This is a genomic window from Bradyrhizobium sp. Arg816 (genome assembly GCF_029989365.1).
Taxonomy (GTDB): domain Bacteria; phylum Pseudomonadota; class Alphaproteobacteria; order Rhizobiales; family Xanthobacteraceae; genus Bradyrhizobium.
The window spans coordinates 85323-104247 of record NZ_JAPRAQ010000006.1 but is presented as its reverse complement, the minus strand read 5'-3'; the positions used below and the strand labels follow the sequence as shown (position 1 = coordinate 104247).

Below are 18925 nucleotides of genomic sequence, written 5' to 3'. Positions count from 1 at the left end.
TCAGCTCCGCGGAGAGACTCGTCGACGGTCACGACGTGGAGCTCTGGCAGATGGATCGGCCTGTGGCCAGATTCGATTGCCGGTCCGGGACGATGCGCAGGAAGTGACGGAGCCAATCGTGTCGTCATCGGAAGCATAGCGAAGCAATCCAGACTGCCGCTGCGGAAAGATTTTGGATTGCTTCGCTTCCGCCGTCGCTCTTCGAGCTATGGCGGACAAGGCGCTCGCAATGACGACGTGGAGAGAGCCGGGATCAATGACCGCGCCTCGGCCCCCCATCGCCGTCCACCTCTTCCGGCGCCATCGCCGCCCAGGCACTGGACGCGAACTGCCTTCGCCAGGTCACGACCACCACCGCCGCCGTGGTCACGAACAGCACCCAGGGGCTGACGAACCAGCCGAGATAGCCGAGTGCGAAGAAGAAGGCGCGCTGGCCGCGGTTGAAGTGGCGGCCGGCGGATTCGAACAGGCGCGAGGTGCGGATGACGTGGGCCTCGGCCTCGGGCGTGTCGCGCCGGTCGGCCGGCGGCATGCCGCCGAACAGGATCGCGACATAATTGAACAGGCGATAGGCCCAGGCGAATTTGAAGAAGGCGTAGACGCAGATCAGCACCAGGCCGACGCATTTCAACTCCCACATTGCGGGCGAGGTGCTGAGGTCGATCGGGAGCTTGGCGAGGATGGTGATGGCGTCGTTGGTGGCGTGCAGCAGCGCCAGCGCGCCGCCGAGCGCGAACAGGCTGGTGGAGGCGAAGAAGGCGGTGCCGTTCTGGAGCGAGGCCATGATCTGCATGTCGACCATCCGGGTGTCGCGGTCGAGCAGGCGGCGCACCCAGACCTCGCGATAGCGGTTCATGCGCGCCGACAGGCTGTCGCGGCCATAGGCCGAGTGCTCCAGCGTGAGGGCATAGACCAGCCATTCGATGATGAAGAAGCCGACCGCCGTGATGTCGACCCAATGCCTGCTCATGTCTAACTCCTCGCGAAGATCGCAACGATTGCCATGCGCGGCCGGGTGCGGCAACGATTGATTGGCGGCAGGCGATGGCGCTAAAAGCAGCCGCATCCAGGGGACTCAGGGAAGGACCAGCGACATGGCAGCGCTCAAGCTCGCGATCGGAAACAAAAATTACTCGTCATGGTCGATGCGGCCATGGCTCGCACTGCGCGCCAATGACATCCCGTTCGTCGAGACCGTCATTCCGCTCTACACGGATAATCCCGCGGACAAGGATCAGATCCTGTCCTTCAGCCGTGCCGGCAAGGTGCCGGTGCTGGTCGACGGCGACATCACGGTGTGGGATTCGCTCAGCATCATCGAGTACATCGCCGAGCGCTACCCGGACGTGAAGCTGTGGCCCGACGATGTCGCCGCCCGCGCGCACGCCCGTTCGGTGTGCGCCGAGATGCATTCCGGCTTCATGGCCTTGCGCAACGAATGCGGCATGAACCTGCACCGCCCCGTGGGCGCCGTGACGCTGTCGGCGGATGCCAAGGCCAACGTCGCGCGTGTGCAGGAGATCTGGCGGGAGTGCCGGGCGCGCTACGGTGCCAAGGGACCGTTCCTGTTCGGCCGCTTCGGTGCGGCGGATGCGATGTACGCCCCGGTCGTGCACCGTTTCCGCACCTACGCGATCGAGGTCACGCCGGAGACCAGGGCCTACATGGACACGATGATGGCGCTGCCGGCGTTCCAGGAATGGACTCGCGACGGCATCGCCGAAACGCTCGTCATCGAGAGGTTCGAGAACGTCTAACCCGCGAATGTGATCGGGCGCCGCTTGACGGTGTGCAGGCTGGCGGCGCTCAATCGCGGTGGAAAGACCGCTTGGGAGAGGGCACGGTCATGGGAATCCTGGACTCGCTGGAAAACAACCCCGCGCTTCGGAGCGCGCTCGGTCAGCTCGGCGCCGCGGTCTTGCCCGCCGTGCTGAACGAGGTGCTCGGCAGCAACAATCAGGGCGGCCTCAGCGCAATCGTCGCCAAGCTCCAGCAGTCCGGCTTCGGTGACCAGGTCAAGTCCTGGCTCGGCAATGGCCAGAACCTGCCGATCTCGGCCGACCAGCTCCGTGCGGTGCTCGGCAACGAAACCGTTCGCCAGCTCGCGGCACGCTACAACATCCCGGTCGACCAGCTCGGCCAGATTCTGGCCCAGGAACTGCCCAAGGCCGTGGACCAGGCAAGCCCGGAGGGTCATCTGCCCCACACCGCCTGAGGGAGCGGGTTCCAGCGGTATCCTCCACTCACCGGTTCCCGCACTATCGTCCTGAAAATACTGCCGGATCGGCCTATTTGCCATGCCTGTATACCGCTGGCCAAAGCGCCGCATCGCGTGCTATATGTCACACCGGGTTTTCAGCCGGTCCGTCGCAGTGGGACCCTGGGCACGGCCGGCGCTGTTTGAGTCATGGAGATGGGCGTTGAAGCATAAATTCCCCGTGGGAACGCGCGTACTGTTCACTGCCAGCAACGTCGCGCGCCCGGCTGCGAGTGGCTCATACGAGATCATCCGCCTGCTTCCGACGGATGGCGACGACTGCCAGTACCGCATCAAGAGTTCGACTGAAGCTTTCGAGCGCGTCGCCAAGGAAAGCCAGCTCGCCCAATCCTGACGGATGACTGTGCCGCGCATTGACATCGCGGACGAATTCGCTTCGCTCGCCGTCAAAAGGCCCCCTTCGCCTCGACATGGTGAACCGGGGGCAGTTGCCGACTCGCGGGGGCTCGCTTTGACCATTCGCTCTTTGCTCGCGTGAGGGGACGTCGCGCATGAACTGGGCATGGGCCACTTCGTTCGACCAGATCGGGCGCTCGCAGGCCGTACCGATGTGGATGATCCTGGTAGCCGCCGGCTTCCTCGGACTGATCCTCCTGATCACGCTGCTGCGCGCCGAAAGGTCGGTTGCCAACGGCGCGCTGACGGTCATCGCGCTGCTTTCCATTGCCATCGCCGTGGCTGCCACCGTGCGCGTTCATGGTCCGGCGGAGGTGGCGGCTCCGGGCGAGGCGCGCGCGCAGGCAGCGGTCGTCGCCAGCCTGCCGGCGTTGTCCTGTCTCGACGATCTCGCCGGCAATGCCGTGGCGATCGGTTGCGAGAAGGCGCTGTTCGGCTCGCCTGACGCGGCGGCAGCGGCCGTCTCCTACACCGCCGCGCGGATCGACCGACTCACCGCGCTCGGCGATGCCGCGACCGCCGAGAAGAGCCTGACGCTGGACATGAAGGTGCTGCGCAAGGCGCTGGAGCGCGACCGCTACGGTCTCGTCGCGCAGGTGCTGGTCGCACGCGACGGCTGCACGCAGTTCGACTGCTCCGCCTTCCGCTCGCTGACCGATCAGCAGCGGGTCGCCGCCAACATGGATTCCCATCTCTACGACACGCTGGTCGCACGCTATGCGCCAGGCTGGAACGCGCCCGCAACGGCAACGGGACCGGCGATGCCGGCCACCGCGGCGCTTGCCGGGATGCCGCCATCGATGCCGACGGGCAGGCCGACCAATGCGGAGTTCCCGAGCGCGTCATCGACGCCGCCGGTGAGCATCATGAATCCGGAGCCGCCCACGGCGGCGGTGCGACAGGCTGCGCCTGCCGGAGGCGCAGCCTCGGCGCCGCGCCCGTCCGCTCCGACCTCGGCGCAGGCCGCTGCTCCAGCGGCGCCGGCTGCGAAGAAGCCGCCGGCACCGAAGGCCGCGCGTGCGCCGGCGGCAGCACCGGTTCCGCTCGCCCCGCCGGCCCCAGCCCCGGCTCCTGCGGCTGCGGATAAGGAATAGTTTGGCATTCCAAATGCGTGGCTGCCCGGCTAATGCTGGGGCATGCCGCTACATCTGATCAAGCTCGCCGTCGGCTGCGACTCCGTCAAGGAATTGAAGGGATGGATCGCCGAACGGATGCAGACCGCCAAGAAGAAAGGTCTGCCGCAACATCACATCCACATCACCCGCATGGTGCCCAAGCGCGACGCCGAGATCCTGGCGGGCGGATCGCTCTACTGGGTGATCAAGGGCGAGATCGCCGCGCGGGAAAAGATCATCGGCATCGAGCCGTTCCGCGACAAGGACGGCATCGGCCGTTGCCGGATCGTGATGCAGCCGAAGCTGATCTCGGTATCGCCGCGGCCGATGCGGCCGTTCCAGGGCTGGCGCTATCTCAGCGATGATTCCGTGCCGCCCGATCTCGGCAAGTCGGCCGCCGGCTCGATCGCGGCGATGCCGGAGCCGATGCGGCGCGAGCTGCGCGATCTCGGACTGCTCTGACGCGGCGCTCATGGCGACGTGACGATGTGCAGCCGCGCCCAGTCGGAGGGCGGCATCACGACCGGACGCCCGCCTTCCCCGATGGCGTCGATGATGTCGACCAGTTCGGGCTCGACGCCCATCTCGAGCAGGTACTTGCGATACTGCTCGCCAAAGATCGCCGTCAGGCTCTCGCGCTGTTCGGGCGCCACGTTGGGCGCGCGGCGATTGCGGATGGAGCGGCCGGTCAGCACCACCGTCGCCCCCTGCGGGAGGCTGCGATGCACCCCGCCCGCGAGCATGAGGACGCACGCGAAATCGCATGCCGGATCCGGCAAGGACACCTTGGCACCGAGCGGCCCGCCCGGGCGCTTCAGCGCAAAACAATCGGCTTCCGGCTTGCCGGCGCAGGCCTCGACCTCGGTCGCGCCGGCGGTGGCATCCAGGCCGCGGTCGCGCAGGATGCGGCCCATGCTGACTGCAACATTGAGGTTGGAGCTGCCCCAGCTATGGATGACGAGCGGCAGCTTGTGTCCCGCCTGGCGATCGAGAATCGCGATCCGCCGCTTGTAGCTGTCCCATTGCACCGTGCCCTCGGCGGCGATCCAGTCGGAGCAGCCCGGTCCGCAGGCCCCGGCGGGGCCATGGGCGACGTAGAAGATCATCGCATCCGGCGGCGACCCGTACAGGCCGACCGGCGGGCGCTGTTGCGCCTGGGCGGCAGTCGCGGCGACAAGCGCCAGCACGCCGTTCACGATCATCGTGCGGATGAATGACATGCCCCTGCCAGCCGGCCCGTTCCCTCGCGCCGATCATCCATCCGGGCGAGGGAACGCGCAAGATCGACCCTGGCGGTTACACCGCGATATTGTCGATCAGCCGGGTCGTGCCGAGCTTGGCCGCCACCAGGATCCGCAACGGGCCGTCCTTGCGCGAGGTGACCGGCGCGAGCGTCTCGGCATGGCGCGCCTCGAAATAGTCGAGCGCAAAGCCGGCCGCCGTGATCATCCCGGCGCCGCGCGCCATCTCGGATGCGATCGCTTCGCCGGCGCGGATGCGCCCGGCGCTGTCCTTCATGGCGCGGTAAAGCGTGGTCGCGGTCTGCCGCTCCTCCGGCGAGAGATAGACGTTGCGCGAAGACATCGCGAGCCCATCACGCTCGCGCACGGTGCGGGAGCCGGTCACCTTGACGCCGAGGTCGAGGTCGCGCGCCATCTGCGTCACCACCCGCAACTGCTGAAAATCCTTCTCGCCGAAGATCGCGACATCCGGCCGGCACTGCGTGAACAACTTGCCGACGACGGTGGCGACGCCGCCGAAGAAGTGCGGCCTGAAGCGGTCCTCCAGGCCGGCCAGCGCCGGCCCCTCCGGCACGATGCGGGTCGCAAAGCCGCCCGGATACATCGCCTCGGCGCCGGGGTGCCAGACGATGTCGACGTCCTCGGCGGCGAGCTTGGCGAGATCGGACTTCCAGGTGCGCGGATAGGCACCAAAGTCCTCGGTCGGGGCGAACTGGGTCGGGTTGACGAAGATCGACACCACGACGCGACTCGCGCGCCGCTTGGCGAGGCGCACCAGCGACACATGCCCGTCATGGAGGGCCCCCATGGTCGGGACCAGCGCGATCGTGGCCTTTCGCTTGCGAAGATTGTCGACGGCGCGTCGCAAGGCGGGGACCGTGCGGGCGATCAAGGGGCTTCGTGACATCAGGACTCGACAGGTTGGGAATGGGAGGCGGGCGCGTCCCGGCGCCCGGCCGGCTAACCTTAACAAGGGTCGATCGTGGACGCCATGCATTCGGATGCGGCACAGCATCCCGCGCGAGGCCGCGCATGATGTCGCGACATCGTGGGCTGAATCACAGGCGAGGGATGGCGCCGTGATTCATGTCGAACAACGGCGCGTGCGATTTGCATTTACTGTCACGCATTTCACTTGACCGCAGACGCGGCCAACTCGAAGATATTCATTAGGGGTGTTGAGGATCACTATGCTTGTGCAGGCTAGCCAAGGCCAATCCGGCTCGGCGCATGTTGTCGTGCTCGGCAACGAAAAAGGCGGCTCCGGCAAGTCGACCACCGCCCTGCACATCGCGGTCGCGCTGCTGAAGGCCGGCCAGCGCGTCGCCACCATCGACCTCGACTGCCGTCAGCAGAGCTTTACCCGCTACATCGGCAACCGTTCCGCCTGGGCGCGCCGCACCGGCCTCGGCCTCGAGCTGCCGGTGCATCGCTGCATCAAGCTCGGCGAGACCATGCAGATCGCCGAGAACGAGAATTCCGAGTTCCTGCAGTTCATGGAGGCGGTCTCGGCGGTCGAGAGCAATTTCGACTTCATCGTCATCGATACGCCGGGCACCGACAGCTATCTGATGCGCTTGGCGCACTCGATGGCCGACACGCTGGTCACGCCGATCAACGACAGCTTCCTCGACTTCGACGTGCTCGGCACCGTCGATCCCGCCAACTACGCAGTGACGGGCGAGAGCCACTATGCCGAGATGGTGCGGGATGTCAGGCGCAAGCGGCGCCAGCTCGACGGCTCCAGCACCGATTGGATCGTCGTGCGCAACCGCCTGTCGATGCTCGGCTCCCGCAACAAGCAGCTCGTCGCCGAGGGCCTCAAGGATTTGTCGCTACGGCTCGGCTTCCGCTACGTCGACGGCTTCGCCGAGCGCGTCGTCTATCGCGAATTTTTTCCGCGCGGCCTGACCGCGCTCGACGAGATCGACGAGGCAACGCTCGGCATGCGGCCCAACCTTGGCCATCTCACCGCGCGGGAAGAGGTGACGGGCCTGCTCCGTCAGCTCAAGCTGCCGCTCGACGAACGCGGCCGCCGCCGTGCGGCAAATCGCGCCGAGTGGTTCAGCCAGGTCGACAAGCCGCTCGAGGTCCACGACATCCTCGGCGCCTGAGGCGGCGGTATATCGCTACTTCCAGCCGATTGAAGCTGCCGGTTCCCGCCGGAACTGAGTGCGGGCTTGGCCGTTTCACCCAGTATTTACCGTGAAATTGCACCAAATCGGGACCGGTTGCATAGGATGGTGGCTGCACCTGACATAGCCGCCTGAGAACGGGATGCCCAAGAAACGCGTGCGCCGCACAATGAAAGGGCTGAAGGTTCACAATATTTAAGCTTCCTGTCACGCGGCTGTGACATATATTAGGGAATAGGCGACCAGGGGCCGAAGAGCCCCGGAAGAACACGATTTTCAACAGGGATTCAGGCCGCAAGAGCCTGAGGCTGAGGACGAAAATGAAGCGTGGAATTGCCGTTCTGGTTTCGGTTAGTGCCCTCTGCGGCGTCGCCTATGTCACGGCGAGCAAGTGGGCGATCAGGCACGAGACCATCACCTTCTACGACGCCTCGCGCGACAACCGTCCCGTGCCTGTCGATATCGCGGTCCGCCGCGACAAGGAAATGCAGGCCGATGCCGGCATGATCACGCTGCCGGTTGCAGTGATCAATCACGGCAACACCGTCAAGAATACCGAGTACGGCTTCCTCGCCAACATCTTCGCGGCGCGCGGCTACATGGTCGTAAGCCCGCAGCATGATTTGCCGACCGATCCTCCCATGGTGACCAAGCCCGGCGAGCTCTATGTCGGCCGGCTGCCGCAGATCCTGCGCGGCGTTGCCAACATCCATCTCGCCATGCAGGAGATGAAGAAGGTTCAGCCCAACGCCGATTACGACAGGGTGACGATGGTCGGCCACTCCATGGGCGGCGACATCACGATGTATTTCGCCAAGCAGTATCCGGATGAGGTCAAGAAGGTCGTCACGCTCGACAATCTGCGCGTGCCCTTCGTCACTGCCGGCAAGTTCAAGATCCTGTCGTTCCGTTCGCAGGATCCGCAGTTCAAGACCGACGCCGGTGTCATCCCGACCGACGAGGAATGCGAGAAGGCCGGCATCCAGGTCGTGAAGACTGAATTCCAGCACAACGACATGCGCGACACCGGTCCGGATGCGGCCAAGAACTCGATCCAGGGCATGCTCGACAAGTTCCTGACCGATACCGACAGCGGCGTGGCGCCTGTCGATACGCGCTCGGCCCCGCCCAATATCCTGGAGCCCGGTCCGGTTGCTCTGATGGCGCCTGCCAAGAGTTGACACCGACCTGCTGAGACCGACACCAGCGGACACCGACACCGCTCCGATCGTCTGCACGACCTGCAAAGCCTCCGCCGGCATCCGCTCGCGGAGGCTTTGCACATTGACCGGGCCGCAGGCGCTATCCACATTAGCCGCTCACGCAAGAAGCGAGCAGGGATGCCCGGCGAACCCGTCAAACCGCGTGGCCGTGATGCCGTCTCGAGCCAAACCGGCGGCACGCTGCCTCAAGCCAGCACCGCGGAGGACATCGCCGCGTTCGTCGCCAAGGCGCGGGCGCTGTCGCCGCACGCCCCCGGCGCGAAGGGGCGACTGATTTTCGCGCTGGATGCGACGATGAGCCGGCAGCCGACCTGGGACATGGCCTGCGCGCTCCAGGCGGACATGTTCCGCGAGGCCGCAGCGATCGGCAGCCTCGACATCCGGCTCGTCTACTATCGCGGCTTGAACGAGTGTCGTGCCACGGGCTGGATTTCCGACAGCGCCAAGCTCGCGACGTTGATGAGCAAGATCGACTGTCGCGGCGGCGACACCCAGATCGGCAAGGTGCTGAGCGACGTGCGGCGCGAGGCGGTCGCATCGGGCGTGCGTGCGGTCGTCTTCGTCGGCGATGCCATGGAGGAGAAGGTCGACGAGCTCTGCGCCAAGGCCGGCGAGCTCGGCATGCTCAAGGTCCCCGTGTTCGTGTTTCAGGAAGGCGCCGACGCCGTGGCCGAGCAGGCCTTTCGCGAGATCGCGCGGCTGACCGGCGGGGCCTGGTGCCGATTCGATCCCGGCGCGGCGGCGCAGCTCCGCGAACTGCTGCGCGCTGCAGCAGCTTATGCGGCCGGCGGCCGCGAGGCGCTGTTGAAACTGGCCAAGAATGCGAGCGGTGCGGCCAAGCTGATCGGGCAGATGAAGTAGCGGCCCGCGCCGGAGACGGACGCCATGCATTTTGCCGTGAGGGCGACTATATTCCGGCCATGACCCTGATCGCCGGCGCCGTCGCCGTTATCACGCTTTATCTGCTGCTCCAGATGTTCCGCTCCGCCAATCCGGCGGTGCTGGCGCGCACCATCAAGTTCGGTGGTGGCGTGGTGGCGCTCGCGGTCGCAGCGTTCACGGGCCTGCGGGGCGAGCTGGCGGTGGCGATCCCGCTCGGGATTTTCGGCGCCGGGCTCCTGGGCTGGACGCCGCTGGCGAATGCCGGCTTCGGCAATATCGGCGGGCTGTTCGGCGGTGGCGCAACGCGGCCGTCCGGACAGGCCTCGCGCGTACGTTCGCAATTCCTGGACATGCGGCTCGACCACGATTCGGGTCAGCTCGCCGGCCAGATCGTCGCCGGCCCTCACGCCGGGCGCGATCTCAACGAGTTCGATCTCGCTGGCCTGCTGGCGATGGCTCCGGCGTTCGACGCCGAGAGCGTGGCGCTACTTGAAAGCTATCTGGACCGCCGGTTTCCCGCTTGGCGTCAGAACGCGCAAGGCGATGCGGCAGGGCGGCAGCGCCGCACGGCGCCGAGCGGCAAAATGACGGCGGAGGAAGCCTATCAGATCCTTGGCCTGCAGCCGGGCGCGGGGCGCGACGACATCAGCCGGGCGCACAAGTCCCTGATGAAGAAACTCCATCCCGACCAGGGGGGCTCGACGTATCTCGCTGCCCGTGTGAACGAGGCCAAGGATACTCTGCTTCGCACGCATAACGGCTAACTCCGGCACTACGCTACAAACGCCCGTACCGCGTAGACTCTACTTGCTCTGTCTGCCGTCGCCCCGATGCCCGCCTTTGTCGGCGTGGTCGATCCCTTGAGTAAAGTTTTAACCGTAAATCCTTGACGAGAGGTTGTCGCGGAACTGGCATCGCCGCATCCCCAAACAAAAATGCCCGCGCAAGGCGCGGGCATTTTGATTGGAGTGGTACGACAGATCAGTTGCGGACGGTGATGCAGGAGATGTCGGCGCGCTTCAGGGCGCGGCAGACGGCTTCGGCCTGGTCCCGCTCGAGCCCGGCGAAACGGGCCCGGTAAAGCTTGCGATTGTCCTTGGCGAGGACCGGCTCGGTGAACGGGTCGGCCTTGCTGAGCAGGCCGCGGGCCGAGCTGCGCGCGGCGTCGATGCGCTGCTGGGCTTCGTTCTCGCTCTCGAGTGCGCCGACCTGGACGATCCAGCCGCTATGGGTGGCGACCGGCTTGGTGGTGGCGCTCATCTGGATCGGCTGCGGCACAGGATCGGCCGAAGCGAGCTTCGCAGCAGCCGGAGTGGGCGCGGCGGCCGGTGCGGCCGGCAGCACGCCGAGGATGCCATTGCCGGTGCCGAAGCCCGCCGGCTGACGGGGCATCTCGGTGCGGGTGAGCTCGGCCCTCGGCGCTTCCGGCTGGCTCGCCATCTCGGGCTTGTTGATGAGATCGGCGCGGGCGACGACGGCGCCGGAAGTCTCCGCGACGTCGGAGCGGGCTGCAATCGTGCTCGTGACCTGCGGTGCGACCTGAGCCGGCGCGGCGGAGGCGACCTTCACGGTGCCGGCCTTGACCTGAACCGTCTTGACCCGGACCGGCTTCATCGGCTCGGACGAGCCGGGGATGATGGAGAGCGGCTGGCTCGAGATCACGCCATTGGTGAGCGGCGCGGGCTCGATCCTGGATTCAGTTGGCCGAACCTCAGGCTTGCTGGTGTCCGGCCTGGCTTGAGCCGGCGGCATCGCGGCGGTCGCGGCCGCCAGCGCCGACAAGCGCGAGGCAAGACGCTGCGGGGCCGTTTCGGGGGCAGGGGTGGCCGCCGCCTGTTGGACCTGCGGAGCGGGGCGGGCCGGGGTCTCCGATGCATCGGCGACATCGGTATTGGCGTCTGCGCCGTTGCGCTCGGTGACGGCGACGACGGTGTGGGTGGTCGCGCCCTTCTCGAGGTTCTCTGCGAGCAGGTTACGCATGGTGGCGTCGCGCGAGCCGCCGCTGCGGCCGCCGAGCACCACGCCGATCAGGTGGCGGTTGCCGCGACGCATCGAGGTCACGAGGTTGAAGCCGGAGGCGCGGGTGTAGCCGGTCTTGATGCCGTCCACGCCCTCGACGCTGCCGAGCAGGTGGTTATGGTTGCGGATCGACTGTCCGCGCCAATTGAACGTCGAGGTCGCGAAATAACGGTAGTAGCGCGGGAAGCGCTCCTGGATGGCACGGCCGAGCGTGGCCTGGTCGCGTGCGGTCGTGACCTGCTCGTCGTTGGGGAGGCCGTTGGCGTTGCGGTAGACCGTCCTGGACATGCCGAGCGAGCGGGCCTTGCGCGTCATCATGGTGGCGAAGTCGTCCTCGTCGCCGGCGATGGCTTCGGCTATGACCACGGCGGCGTCGTTGGCGGAGCGGGTGACGAGACCCTTGATCGCGTCCTCGACGCGGATGGTCTGGCCGGCACGCAGGTTCAGCTTGGTCGGATCCTGATCGGCGGCGTGCTGCGACACCGGCATCTCGGTGTCGAGCTTCATCCTGCCGGACTCGAGGCGCTCGAACAGCAGATAGAGCGTCATGATCTTGGTGAGCGAGGCGGGGTGGCGGATTCCGTCTGGGCTCGTTGCCTGGAGTACGGAGCCGGAATTGCCGTCGACGATGATCGATGCGAATTTCGGGCTGGAACTGTCGGACACATCGCGCTGCACCCGGTGGTGCGCGTAATGGCGCCGGTGACGCCGTGCCTCGGCAGCATCGGTGAAGATGACTACGGCGGTGACCGTAAGAAGCCCGAAAACGCCAACCCGCGCCAAGCGCGAGGAAGACAAGTTTTTACGAAGCATGAAACCCCGTCCCCGTTTCTGACTTGATCACCGGCCCGTGAGGCGAAATTGTGCCCACTCGACCCGGGATCATTACCTGCTCAGGCTGTCTCTCCGCTGGTGTTCGCTGCGGGAAACGTTGGGCTTGAGCCGCTGTTCTGGCTAAGGTGATGTTCTCGAACGGCTTTTGACCATTCACGGAAGCTGAACACGTCCAGGGAATCAGGGTAGGGGTCCGCGGTTTCTAAAAGCTTAAGGAACCCTTGCGGGAAACCCCGGGAATCTCAGCGATTTACATCTAGTTTTGTGCGTCGCACAATATTGTTGACTTTTTTGTGCGTTGCACTATTTTTAGGCGGAGTCAGGGAGCCGGGGCTTCCGGACGAAAGCCAGGGAAAAGGATTCCGAAATGTTCAAGGTTGAAGACTTTCAGAGCTACGGGAAAGAGCAGTTCGAGCAGTGCGTTGCTTCCGCGACCTCGATGCAGCATGGCCTCCAGGCGATCGCCAGCGCGTATGGCGACTACACCAAGAAGTCGTTCGAAGACACCAAGTCCTTCGTCGAGAAGCTTTCCGGCGTGAAGTCGCTGGACAAGGCCGTGGAAGCGCAGACCGACTTCGCCCGGTCCAGCTACGAGACCTTCGTTGCGGAATCGCAGAAGATTGCCGGCCTTTACAGCGACCTCGCCAAGCAGGCGTTCAAGCCGGTCGAGACCATCGTTTCGAAGTTCACCCCGGCTGCCAACTAACGTCCTCTGGAACTCCTGGAATCGAAAAGCCCGGCTGGTTCAGCCGGGCTTTTTTGTTGTCGCGACAGAGATCCGCTTCAGCGCGCCGCGCGCGGCTTCGACAGCGACGTACCGACGTCAACCCCACACGGTCTCACTCGCCGACATCACCGGACCGAACGTGTCGATGCCGCTCGCGCAATGCTCGCCGCCTTGGCGTCGCCGCGCAGCTTCTTCCGCTGCGTGTCGATCTGCGAGGCATTGCTGTACCACCAGCGGTTCTGCGCATCGAGACCGCCGACGACGAGCACGAGGCCACTGAGCTCACCGACCAGGTTCTTCGCGGCCGTCTGCATCGCCGACATCTTGCCGTCCTGGGCCCTCAGAGCCGGCGTTGTCGAGCAGCATGGCAACGCGCATACGCACCTGGCGCCACGCGATTGAACGGCAGCTCGATTGGTCCGTAGAAAACCGGAGGTGTCCCGCGAAATCGCCGCTGCCGCTTAACGGCCGGGTTCCTGGTCAAGATGTTCTAAACGGTGACGGCCGAAACTTTTGTCAAATCGGTCCGGATTGACTAACCTTGGTTAGGATCGCCGGACCGGGAATCGGGATTGCCTCGACCATATCGGCCAGGCCGTTGCACGCTTGCGGCGAGCCGGGGGCGGGCCCATATTCCCTACAATCGAGCCGGGCTTGACCGGACCGGTTGGAAGCGACGATCCAACAAGGCGGCGCGCCCGTGCAAAGCTCCGAAGGGAGGGGCCGCGCGGCTGACCGTCACTCGCTTCCGTGGGGAATTTGAACGCCTGAGCCATGCCGCACCTGACTTTCAGACTAGACCTGTCCGCGCAAGCCGCTGCCCACGCTCCTCGTATGAGCAATGACGAGAACCGTTCGGGCGGACCGACGGGGCCGAATACGTCTGTCATCACCAAGGTCAAGCCGAAGACCAAACGGCCGAACCTGTATCGTGTGCTGATCCTGAACGACGACTACACGCCGATGGAATTCGTCGTCCATGTGCTGGAGAAGTTCTTCCAGAAGGACATCGAGGCCGCGACCAAGATCATGCTGCATGTCCATCATCACGGCATCGGCGAGTGCGGCGTATTCACCTACGAGATCGCCGAGACCAAGGTGACGCAGGTGATGGACTTCGCCCGCAAGCACCAGCATCCGCTGCAATGCGTGATGGAAAAGAAATAACTGCGCGTTCAAATCCAGAGTTATTTAGATCGGTTCTGGTCGCGCGGTATGTGACGGCAGCACATCCTGCTGCGTGATCCCGCGAAAATCAGCGGCGTCAATCCTGCCCAAATGGGTAGTTCTGCCCAAATCGGAACGGGTTTTGCATCGAGCATGCCGTGGGCGCGTAATGCCCATTTGAGTCGCGGAACCGGTCTTTCGCCGCGATCTTGTATAACTATATGTGACAAAGGTTGTTGTTGCCTGACCGGGCGATGGCGATCATGATGGTGGGGGCCATAGAGGACGCGAATGCCGACTTTTTCCCAAAGCCTTGAACAATCCCTGCATCGTGCACTGGCGATCGCAAACGAGCGTCATCACCAATACGCGACGCTCGAGCATCTTTTGCTCTCCCTGATTGACGACTCCGATGCAGCCGCCGTCATGCGCGCCTGTAGCGTCGATCTCGACAAGCTCCGTACGAGCCTCGTCAATTATCTTGAGACCGAATTCGAGAATCTGGTGACGGATGGCGCCGACGACGCCAAGCCGACCGCCGGTTTCCAGCGCGTGATCCAGCGCGCGGTGATCCACGTGCAGTCGTCCGGCCGCGAAGAGGTGACCGGCGCCAACGTGCTGATCGCGATCTTCGCCGAGCGCGAGAGCCATGCTGCGTATTTCCTGCAGGAGCAGGACATGACGCGCTATGACGCCGTCAACTACATCAGCCATGGTATCGCCAAGCGGCCGGGCGTCTCCGAGGCGCGGCCGGTGCGCGGCGTCGACGAGGAGACCGAAGCAAAGGGTACCGAGGACGCCAAGAAGAAGGGCGAGGCGCTCGAGACCTATTGCGTCAACCTCAACAAGAAGGCGCGCGACGGCAAGATCGATCCGGTGATCGGACGCAACTCCGAGATCAACCGCGCGATCCAGGTGCTGTGCCGCCGGCAGAAGAACAATCCGCTGTTCGTGGGCGAAGCCGGTGTCGGCAAGACCGCGATCGCGGAGGGCCTCGCCAAGCGCATCGTCGACAGCGAGGTGCCGGAGGTTCTTGCGGCTGCGACCGTGTTCTCGCTCGACATGGGCACGCTGCTCGCGGGCACGCGCTATCGCGGCGACTTCGAGGAGCGCCTGAAGCAGGTGCTGAAGGAGCTCGAGGCGCATCCCAACGCCATCCTGTTCATCGACGAGATCCACACCGTGATCGGTGCGGGCGCGACGTCGGGCGGCGCGATGGATGCGTCGAACCTGCTCAAGCCGGCGCTTGCCTCGGGCACGATCCGCTGCATGGGCTCGACCACCTATAAGGAATACCGCCAGCACTTCGAGAAGGACCGCGCGCTGGTGCGGCGCTTCCAGAAGATCGACATCAACGAGCCGACGGTCGAGGACGCGATCGCGATCCTCAAGGGTCTCAAGCCTTACTTCGAGGATTACCATCGGCTGAAGTACACCAACGAGGCGATCGAGGCCGCGGTGCAGCTCTCCTCGCGCTACATCCACGACCGCAAGCTGCCCGACAAGGCGATCGACGTGATCGACGAGTCAGGTGCGGCGCAGATGCTGGTGGCCGAGAACAAGCGCAAGAAGACCATCGGCATCAAGGAGATCGAGACCACGATCGCGTCGATGGCGCGGATCCCGCCGAAGAGCGTGTCGAAGGACGATGCCGAGGTGCTCAAGCATCTCGAGCAGACCCTGAAGCGCACCGTGTTCGGTCAGGACAAGGCGATCGAGTCGCTCGCCGCATCGATTAAGCTGGCGCGTGCCGGCTTGCGCGAGCCGGAGAAGCCGATCGGCTGCTATTTGTTCTCGGGTCCGACCGGCGTCGGCAAGACCGAGGTGGCGAAGCAACTCGCCGCATCGCTTGGCGTCGAGCTGTTGCGCTTCGACATGTCCGAGTACATGGAGCGGCACACCGTGTCGCGCCTGATCGGCGCGCCTCCCGGCTATGTCGGCTTCGATCAGGGCGGCCTGCTCACTGACGGCGTCGATCAGCATCCGCATTGCGTGGTTCTGCTCGACGAAATCGAGAAGGCGCATCCCGACCTCTACAACGTGCTGCTCCAGATCATGGATCACGGCCGGCTCACCGACCATAACGGCAAGCAGGTCAACTTCCGCAACGTGATCCTGATCATGACCACGAACGCGGGTGCTTCGGATCTCGCCAAGCAGGCGTTCGGCTTCACGCGCTCGAAGCGGGAAGGCGACGACCACGAGGCGATCAACCGGCAGTTCGCGCCGGAATTCCGCAACCGTCTCGATGCCATCGTCTCGTTCGGCCATCTCAGCGTCGAGGTGATCGGTACGGTCGTTGAGAAGTTCGTGCTTCAGCTCGAGGCTCAGCTCGGCGATCGCGACGTCACCATCGAACTGTCCGAGCCCGCCAAGACCTGGCTGGTCCAGCACGGCTACGACGAGCAGATGGGCGCACGGCCCATGGCCCGCGTCATCCAGGAGCACATCAAGAAGCCGCTGGCCGACGAGGTGCTGTTCGGCAAGCTCAAGGGTGGCGGTCACGTCCGCGTCGTCCTGGTCAAGGACGAGGCCGACGAGACCAAGGACAAGATCGGGTTCGAGTTCCTCGACGGTCCGATCACGCCGAAGCAGGAGAAGCTGCCCGGCGCCCGCAAGCGTCCGCCGGGCAAGTCCAAGCCGGGCGGTGGCGGCTCCGGCGGCTCGAAGGGGCCGACCTCGAAGGGCCCGCTGGTCAAGGCTTGATTGCGAGCGATATCAAATGAAAAGGCCGGCTGAAAAGCCGGCCTTTTTGTTTGCGTGGCAGTTGCGAGGGGCTAGGTGCCGGTGTCGGGCGCGGGCGCCGCCGGCGGCCGCGGCTTCTTCGGCGCGGGTGGCCGTGCGCGGGCAGGAGCTGACGGCTGCATGGTCACGATGACAGGGTTTGGCTTGTGATCGGTTGCCGCCCCGGTGGCAGCATCGACGCCCATGCCGACGACACCGCCGAGCAAAAGGTTTCCCGCGAAGCCGGCGGCCCCGGAGGTCGGTATGTCCCGGCTGAGCGGCACGATCTGCGGTTCATAGCCTTCCTTCTGGAAGGTGATCGAAATGTCCGCGTTCCGCTTGACGACCACGGAGCACGGCGTCGTGCAGGTGGTCGGCACTTCCATTCCGCTGACGACGGCTTCCACGCCCGACGGTGTCGATGAGATGCTGATGTTTTCGGTCGTGCCCCGCGTGACAGACGCGCAGCCGCCCAGCATGACGCTGAGCGCCACAATTCCAAATGAACGCATGAAATGCCCCTTATTCCCCGCGTCAATGAAGCGCAACCGGAGCGGGAGGGCAATACGTCACTGGTCCAGATAGTTAAGCCACGCACAAGTTGGGCGCGAGAACAGCCGAACCTGGACTGAGCTATTCGCCGCGCAGGCGCTGGTCGTCCTGTACCCGGACGTGCTCGGCGCCGCGCGCGCCGGCGGGCGACAGCCGCAGCATGCTCAGCACTGCACCGCACAGCGCAAATCCGACGCCGACAAGGAGCGCGATCCTGGTTCCCTCGGTCGGATAGCGGCCGAGCAGCAGTGCCACCAGCGCCGCGCCGGTGGTCTGGCCGAGCAGGCGCGCCGTGCCCAGCATGCCGCTGGCGCCGCCGGCGCGCTCGCGCGGGGCGGCCGCGATCATGGTGCGGTTGTTGGGAGTCTGGAACAGGCCGAAGCCGGCCCCCGCCAACGCCATCCGCCAGATCACGTCGAGCGGCGTCGGGCTTGCAGGCAGGAAGGCGAGTGCGCCGAGGCCGCAGGCAAACAGCGTGAGCCCGATGCCGCCGAGCAGGCCGGCCGGATAATGCTCGACCAGGCGGCCGGCGAGCGGGGCTGCGAACGCCACCGCGATCGGCCATGGCGTGATCAGGAGTCCCATATGCACCGCCGAATAGCCGAAGCGGCTCTGGAGGTAGAAGGGGATCGCGACGAAGGCCAGCATCTGTCCGCAGAACGAGGCGATCGAGGTGGCGATCGACAGTGCGAATACCGGGATGCGCAACAGATCGACCGGCAGCAGCGGCGAGGTCATGTGGGTTTCGCGGTAGATCAGCAGCGCGCCTGCGACGATGGCGATGGCGAATTGAACGAGACAGGTGATGGCGGCCTCGCCATGACCGACGCTGTCGACGGCCGCGATGCCGACGCCGAAGGTGATCGCAGATAGCCCTGCGCTCTGCCAGTCGAAGGAATGGCCGGCGGGTTTTGTGTGCGGCAGGCTGCGCAGGCCGAGCACCAGCGTCACCGCACCCAGCGGGACGTTGATGGCGAACAGCCAGGGCCAGGTTCCGACCGCCAGGATGCCCGCGGCGAGCGTCGGGCCGACCGCGGCCGAGAAGGCGACGACGAGCGCGTTGATCCCGATGCCGCGACCGAGCTGGCTGCGCGGGTAGGTGAAGCGCACCAGCGCCGCGTTGACGCTCATGATGCCGGCGGCGCCAAAACCCTGGATGATGCGCGCGATCGTCAGCAGCGGCAGCGTATGCGCCAGCGCGCAGAAGGCGGATGCGAGCGTGAACAGGACGAGCCCGGCCAGATAGACGCGGCGATAGCCGACGATCTCGCCGAGCGATGCCAGCGGCAGCAGCGAGATCGTGATCGCGAGCTGGTAGCCATTGACGATCCAGATCGAGAAGGCCGGGCTGGCATCGAGGTCGGCCGCGATCGTCGGCAGCGCCACGTTGGCGATGGCGCTGTCGACGACGGCCATGATGATGCCGAGCGCAATCGTCAGCACCGCCTGGTTGCGCTGCGGCTGCGGCAGGCCGTCGGCATGCTCGATCGGGGCAGACGACATGATGGAGGCGAGCTTGATTCGAGCCGTGTTCATCTCCGGATTAGGAAATTGCAGGATGGATCGCAACCCGGCAGGACACGGACGGTTCCTGCGCCGGAAGCAGGCCTTCCGGCACAGGAAATCGGGTCG

19 protein-coding genes are annotated in these 18925 nt (G+C 65.2%); 12 read left to right on the top strand and 7 right to left on the bottom strand.

Annotated elements, in window-relative coordinates; genetic code table 11:
• Nucleotides 1-253 precede the first annotated feature (253 nt).
• On the bottom strand, nucleotides 254-970 hold the full coding sequence (locus OWC48_RS16645; RefSeq protein ID WP_282520968.1) for a DUF599 domain-containing protein: 717 nt from the start codon (nucleotides 968-970) through the stop codon (nucleotides 254-256).
• A gap of 124 nt (nucleotides 971-1094) precedes the next feature.
• Between OWC48_RS16645 and OWC48_RS16640 the strand changes: the two genes are divergently transcribed.
• From OWC48_RS16640 to OWC48_RS16620, 5 genes are all read left to right on the top strand, one after another.
• Nucleotides 1095-1757 (top strand): glutathione S-transferase family protein, encoded by a 663-nt coding sequence (locus OWC48_RS16640; RefSeq protein ID WP_282520967.1) that lies wholly within the window; start codon nucleotides 1095-1097, stop codon nucleotides 1755-1757.
• An 89-nt stretch (nucleotides 1758-1846) separates the two neighbouring features.
• The gene (locus OWC48_RS16635; RefSeq protein WP_282520966.1) at nucleotides 1847-2215 is read left to right on the top strand and encodes a YidB family protein; all 369 of its coding nucleotides are present in this window, start codon (nucleotides 1847-1849) and stop codon (nucleotides 2213-2215) included.
• Nucleotides 2216-2420: 205 nt separating this feature from the next.
• Complete coding sequence (locus tag OWC48_RS16630) at nucleotides 2421-2612, top strand: hypothetical protein (RefSeq protein WP_014494643.1); 192 nt, start codon at nucleotides 2421-2423, stop codon at nucleotides 2610-2612.
• 157 nt (nucleotides 2613-2769) lie between these two features.
• A complete protein-coding gene (locus OWC48_RS16625) occupies nucleotides 2770-3768 on the top strand; it encodes a hypothetical protein (RefSeq protein ID WP_282520965.1) in 999 nt (332 codons plus the stop codon).
• A 42-nt stretch (nucleotides 3769-3810) separates the two neighbouring features.
• Complete coding sequence (locus tag OWC48_RS16620) at nucleotides 3811-4251, top strand: DUF1489 family protein (RefSeq protein WP_282520964.1); 441 nt, start codon at nucleotides 3811-3813, stop codon at nucleotides 4249-4251.
• Nucleotides 4252-4259: 8 nt separating this feature from the next.
• On the opposite strand, the gene OWC48_RS16615 is transcribed toward OWC48_RS16620, so the two are convergent.
• Complete coding sequence (locus OWC48_RS16615) at nucleotides 4260-5009, bottom strand: hypothetical protein (RefSeq protein ID WP_282520963.1); 750 nt, start codon at nucleotides 5007-5009, stop codon at nucleotides 4260-4262.
• 76 nt (nucleotides 5010-5085) lie between these two features.
• On the bottom strand, nucleotides 5086-5937 hold the full coding sequence (gene panC / locus OWC48_RS16610; RefSeq protein WP_282520962.1) for a pantoate--beta-alanine ligase: 852 nt from the start codon (nucleotides 5935-5937) through the stop codon (nucleotides 5086-5088).
• Between the two features lie 283 nt (nucleotides 5938-6220).
• Between panC and OWC48_RS16605 the strand changes: the two genes are divergently transcribed.
• The 4 genes from OWC48_RS16605 (at nucleotide 6221) to OWC48_RS16590 (ending at nucleotide 10034) form a co-directional block, all read left to right on the top strand.
• Complete coding sequence (locus tag OWC48_RS16605; protein ID WP_014494648.1) at nucleotides 6221-7144, top strand: division plane positioning ATPase MipZ; 924 nt, start codon at nucleotides 6221-6223, stop codon at nucleotides 7142-7144.
• Nucleotides 7145-7485: 341 nt separating this feature from the next.
• Nucleotides 7486-8346 (top strand): alpha/beta fold hydrolase, encoded by an 861-nt coding sequence (locus OWC48_RS16600; protein WP_282520961.1) that lies wholly within the window; start codon nucleotides 7486-7488, stop codon nucleotides 8344-8346.
• Between the two features lie 159 nt (nucleotides 8347-8505).
• Entirely contained in the window at nucleotides 8506-9249 is a 744-nt protein-coding gene (locus OWC48_RS16595; RefSeq protein ID WP_282520960.1) for a VWA domain-containing protein, read from the top strand.
• 59 nt (nucleotides 9250-9308) lie between these two features.
• Nucleotides 9309-10034: a DnaJ domain-containing protein gene (locus tag OWC48_RS16590; RefSeq protein ID WP_282520959.1), complete on the top strand. Its 726-nt coding sequence runs from the start codon at nucleotides 9309-9311 to the stop codon at nucleotides 10032-10034.
• A 217-nt stretch (nucleotides 10035-10251) separates the two neighbouring features.
• Here the strand turns inward: OWC48_RS16590 and OWC48_RS16585 are convergent, their stop codons facing one another.
• Nucleotides 10252-12102: a D-alanyl-D-alanine carboxypeptidase gene (locus OWC48_RS16585; protein ID WP_282520958.1), complete on the bottom strand. Its 1851-nt coding sequence runs from the start codon at nucleotides 12100-12102 to the stop codon at nucleotides 10252-10254.
• Between the two features lie 388 nt (nucleotides 12103-12490).
• On the opposite strand from OWC48_RS16585, the gene OWC48_RS16580 reads away from it, so the two are divergent.
• On the top strand, nucleotides 12491-12829 hold the full coding sequence (locus OWC48_RS16580) for a phasin family protein (protein ID WP_014494653.1): 339 nt from the start codon (nucleotides 12491-12493) through the stop codon (nucleotides 12827-12829).
• A 146-nt stretch (nucleotides 12830-12975) separates the two neighbouring features.
• Here OWC48_RS16580 and OWC48_RS16575 read toward each other — a convergent pair whose 3' ends face one another.
• Nucleotides 12976-13173: a hypothetical protein gene (locus OWC48_RS16575; protein ID WP_282520957.1), complete on the bottom strand. Its 198-nt coding sequence runs from the start codon at nucleotides 13171-13173 to the stop codon at nucleotides 12976-12978.
• 511 nt (nucleotides 13174-13684) lie between these two features.
• Between OWC48_RS16575 and clpS the strand changes: the two genes are divergently transcribed.
• On the top strand, nucleotides 13685-14017 hold the full coding sequence (clpS, locus tag OWC48_RS16570; RefSeq protein ID WP_014494655.1) for an ATP-dependent Clp protease adapter ClpS: 333 nt from the start codon (nucleotides 13685-13687) through the stop codon (nucleotides 14015-14017).
• Nucleotides 14018-14308: 291 nt separating this feature from the next.
• Entirely contained in the window at nucleotides 14309-16723 is a 2415-nt protein-coding gene (gene clpA / locus OWC48_RS16565; RefSeq protein ID WP_014494656.1) for an ATP-dependent Clp protease ATP-binding subunit ClpA, read from the top strand.
• Nucleotides 16724-16794: 71 nt separating this feature from the next.
• On the opposite strand, the gene OWC48_RS16560 is transcribed toward clpA, so the two are convergent.
• On the bottom strand, nucleotides 16795-17253 hold the full coding sequence (locus OWC48_RS16560) for a PEGA domain-containing protein (RefSeq protein ID WP_092193127.1): 459 nt from the start codon (nucleotides 17251-17253) through the stop codon (nucleotides 16795-16797).
• A 121-nt stretch (nucleotides 17254-17374) separates the two neighbouring features.
• Nucleotides 17375-18796 (bottom strand): MFS transporter, encoded by a 1422-nt coding sequence (locus OWC48_RS16555; RefSeq protein ID WP_282521221.1) that lies wholly within the window; start codon nucleotides 18794-18796, stop codon nucleotides 17375-17377.
• Between the last annotated feature and the right edge of the window lie 129 nt (nucleotides 18797-18925).